Origin of the sequence: Methylobacterium sp. WL103 (assembly GCF_008039885.1) — a bacterium.
Classification (GTDB): domain Bacteria; phylum Pseudomonadota; class Alphaproteobacteria; order Rhizobiales; family Beijerinckiaceae; genus Methylobacterium; species Methylobacterium cerastii.
On record NZ_VRUX01000424.1, the window covers coordinates 1 to 3,736 of the forward strand.

Consider the following 3,736-nt stretch of genomic DNA (forward strand, 5'->3'; position numbering starts at 1 on the left):
CGCCGCGCGCGTGCCGGGATAGAGCGCGATCCGGCAGCCGACGCGGCACCAGGCCGGCACCGACGAGTTCCAGTCGCCGCCCTCGATCCGGCCGACGTTGAGGTTGATCGGGTGCGCCACGTCCGAAAAGTGCGGCCGGCCGGCCCGGTCGGCGTTCCAGCGCCCCTCGAGTTCGCGCAACGCGCCGATCACCCGGTACGTCGCGTCGATGGCGTTGGCGCCCGCGCCCATCGCGCGGACATGCACCGGCCGCCCGCGCACCTCGACCGTGAACCACAGCACGCCGGTGTTGGCCCGCACCAGAGCCTCGTCCATCGGCTCGGGGATCAGCACCGCGTCGGCGCGGTAGCCGTGCAGGTGCGCCGCGAGCGCGCCGTTGCCGGTGGATTCCTCCTCGACCACCGACAGGATCGTCACGGCGGCGGCGGGCTGCAGGCCGATCCGCCGCAGCGCGTCGAGGGCGAACAGGTTGGCCGCATGCCCCGCCTTCATGTCGGCGGCGCCGCGCCCGTATAGCCAGTCGCCGTCGATCACCGGATCGAAGGGCGGGTGCGTCCACAGGTCGAGGGGCCCGGGCGGCACCACGTCGACATGCGCCTGCAGGATCAGCGAGCGTCCGCCCGCGCCCCGCGGCCGGTGGAGGCCCGCCACGATCGGCGCCTCGGAATGCCCGTCCGCGACCCTCGCCCCGCCGGGATGGCCCGCGATCGCGGCGGCGTCGATGGCAAACCGCTCGGTCGCGTAGCCGCGGGCGCGAAACGCGCCGAGCACGAAGTCCTGGATCGCGTGCTCGGCGCCGCGGGTCGAGCCGAACCTCACCAGCGCCTGCGTGTGCGCGACCTGCTCGGCGAACCCGTGCGCGACGGAGGCCGCGATGCGGTCGGCGAGGGCGGGATCGAGGGGCATGCGAAGTCCTGCGGTCTCGCGGCGGAGCGCGGCCAGCCTACGCCGCCCGGTCGCCGCGACATAGGCGGTCCCCGAGGCGCAGGTGGGAACGGAGATTGGAATTGTTTGCACTTGCGTGCATCCTGTGGGCGAACCGGGTCCGCTCGCTGGAACAATAAAGCGGGACGCCCGGCCGTGGAGGAACCATGAACGAGATCGTCAAGCCGGATTCCCTGATCGTCGCCGAGGCCGAGAGCCTGACCGAGACCTTCTTCGGCGGCTGCCCGCACGACTGCCCGGACACCTGCTCGATGCTGTTCGAGGTGCGTGACGGCGAGCTGCTCGGCGTGCGGGGCAACCCCGACCACCCGATGACCCGCGGCACCCTCTGCGTGAAGCTGAAGGACTACGAGACGCGCCACTACCATCCCGACCGGCTGCTCTACCCGATGAAGCGGGTCGGCCCGAAGGGCTCCAAGCAGTTCGCGCGCATCACCTGGGACGAGGCGCTGGACACCATCGTCACGCGCTGGAAGGCGATCATCGACAGTCACGGCCCGCAGGCCATCGCGCCCTACAGCTACCTCGGCAACCAGGGCCTCGTGCACGGGCTGAACGGCGGCGACGCCTTCTTCAACCGCATGGGCGCCACCGTCACCGAGCGCACCTTCTGCGGCGAGGGCTCGTGCACGGCCTGGCTCCTCACCGTCGGCCCGACGGCGGGCCTCGACCCGGACAGCTACATCCACTCGAAGTACATCGTGATCTGGGCCTGCAACTCGGTCAGCACGAACCTGCACCATTGGGCCATCGTCAAGGACGCCCAGAAGAAGGGCGCCAAGGTCGTCGTGATCGACGCCTACGCCTCGCGCACCGCGAAAGCCGCCGACTGGCACATCGCGCCGAAGCCCGGCACCGACGGCGCGCTCGCCATGGCGCTGATCAATTCCATCATCGCCCAAGGCCTCGTCGACCAGGACTACGTCGACAACCACACGGTCGGCTTCGAGGAGCTGAAGGAGCGGGCGAGCACCCGCACGCCGGAATGGGCCGCCGCGATCACCGGGGTCTCGGCGGAAGACATCCGCACGCTCGCCCGCGAGATGGCGACCGAGCAGCCGGTCGGCATCCGCATGGGCGTGGCGCTGGAGCGGCATTACGGCGGCGGCCAGACCATCCGCGCCGTCACCTGCATCCCCGCGCTGACCGGCGCGTGGCGCCACGTCGGCGGCGGCGTCACCCAGTTCGGCGTCTGGGAACACCCCTACAAGTTCGACGTGATGTGCCGGCCCGACCTGATCCCCGAGGGGACCCGCGTCGTCTCGAACCTGCAGATCGGTCGCGCGCTCACCGGCGAGCTGAAGCTCGACCCGCCGATCCTATCGATGATGTGCTGGAACTCGAACCCCGTCACGCAGGCGCCCGAGACCGACAAGATCGTCGAGGGGCTGATGCGCGAGGACCTGTTCATGGTCTCGGCCGAGCACTTCATCTCCGACACCGCGTCCTACGCCGACATCCTGCTCCCGGCGACCATGGGCGCGGAGATGGAGGACATGATCCTCTCCTGGGGCCACCTTTATCTCACCTACAACACCAAGTGCGCGGACGCGCCCGGCGAGGCGATCCCGAACAACGATATCTTCCGCCGGCTCGCGGCCCGGCTCGGCTTCGAGGAAGAGAACTTCAAGTGGACCGACACGGAGTGCCTCGAGCACTACGTCGACTGGAACGCCCCGGCCTGCGAGGGCATCGACCTCCAGTACATGCGCGAGCACGGCTTCGCCCGCCTGAAGGTCGGCACCCCGGACGACCGGGCGCCCCACCGCGAGGGCAACTTCCCGACGCCGACCGGCAAGTGCATGCTGAAGGTGGAGGGCGCCACGAACTTCGTCGCCCCGCCGTTCCGGCAGATGTACGAAAGCTTCCAGCCCGGCGAGGCGCTCGATCCGCTGCCCGACTACCTCGGCCCGCGGGAATCCCACGCCAACGACCCGGAGCTCGCCAAGCGCTTCCCGCTCAACATCGTCTCGCCCAAGAGCCATTACTTCCTGAACTCCTGCTACGCGAACATGGAGGACAAGCAGAAGGGCCAGGGCGAGCAGTTCGTGATGATCAGCCAAGCCGACGCCGACGCCCGCGGCATCCGGGACGGCGACCGGGTGCAGGTCGCCAACGACCGCGGCGCGTTCAAGGGCGTGGCCCGCATCACCGACGACGTGAAGGCGGGCATCGTGGTCGCGACGCTGGGCTACTGGCGCCAGCTCAACGAGGGCACGGTCAACAGCATCTCGTCGGGCGCCTTCACCGACATGGGCCACGCGCCGTCCTTCTCGGACAACCTCGTCGAGGTCGCCCGGGCGAACTGACCGCGCCGAGCCGACGGCACGCGCAAGCGCCGCGCGGGGCGCTTGTCCTCGTGGCGTACGGTCTCGGATGTGGGCGCGGTGTGGGAAGCGGACGACGCGGCGGCTCGCACCGCAGGCTCCGCCTCCCTCCCCTAAGTCGTGCTCACCCCTTCGGCCGGTCCAGCTGCGCGATCAGCGCTTCGAGGCGTTCGCTCACCGGGGCGGAGAGGGTGTCGGCGTATAGGTTGCGCAGGTTCTGGCCGAGGTGGCGGCGCACGCTCGGGTTCAGGGGTGGCTGCGCCTGCGGCGTCTCGCCCGGCCGGGACATCTGCGGCTTCGCCATCACCACCCGACCCTCACGCACGTTCGATACGGGGAGAATGGCAAAGCTTGGTTAAGGGCCCGTCACCGGCGGGCGGCGACGCCGCGGAATCGGAACCGCCCGCGGCGGGGGCGTGTTTGCCGGATGAGACCCGTTCGACGCCTCGCCCCCGCCCAGAACC

The 3,736-nt window shown here is 70.2% G+C and carries 3 protein-coding genes; 1 reads left to right on the plus strand and 2 read right to left on the minus strand.

Annotation, left to right across the window (positions count from 1 at the left end):
• Nucleotides 1-906 (minus strand): ArgE/DapE family deacylase (locus FV222_RS19810; RefSeq protein WP_147815453.1); only part of this gene is annotated, 906 nt, incomplete at its 3' end.
• 185 nt (nt 907-1,091) lie between these two features.
• On the opposite strand from FV222_RS19810, the gene FV222_RS19815 reads away from it, so the two are divergent.
• Nucleotides 1,092-3,254, plus strand: coding sequence for a molybdopterin oxidoreductase family protein (locus FV222_RS19815; RefSeq protein ID WP_147815454.1), 2,163 nt, complete (start codon nt 1,092-1,094; stop codon nt 3,252-3,254).
• Nucleotides 3,255-3,396: 142 nt separating this feature from the next.
• Here the strand turns inward: FV222_RS19815 and FV222_RS19820 are convergent, their stop codons facing one another.
• On the minus strand, nt 3,397-3,576 hold the full coding sequence (locus FV222_RS19820) for a NepR family anti-sigma factor (RefSeq protein ID WP_147754839.1): 180 nt from the start codon (nt 3,574-3,576) through the stop codon (nt 3,397-3,399).
• Between the last annotated feature and the right edge of the window lie 160 nt (nt 3,577-3,736).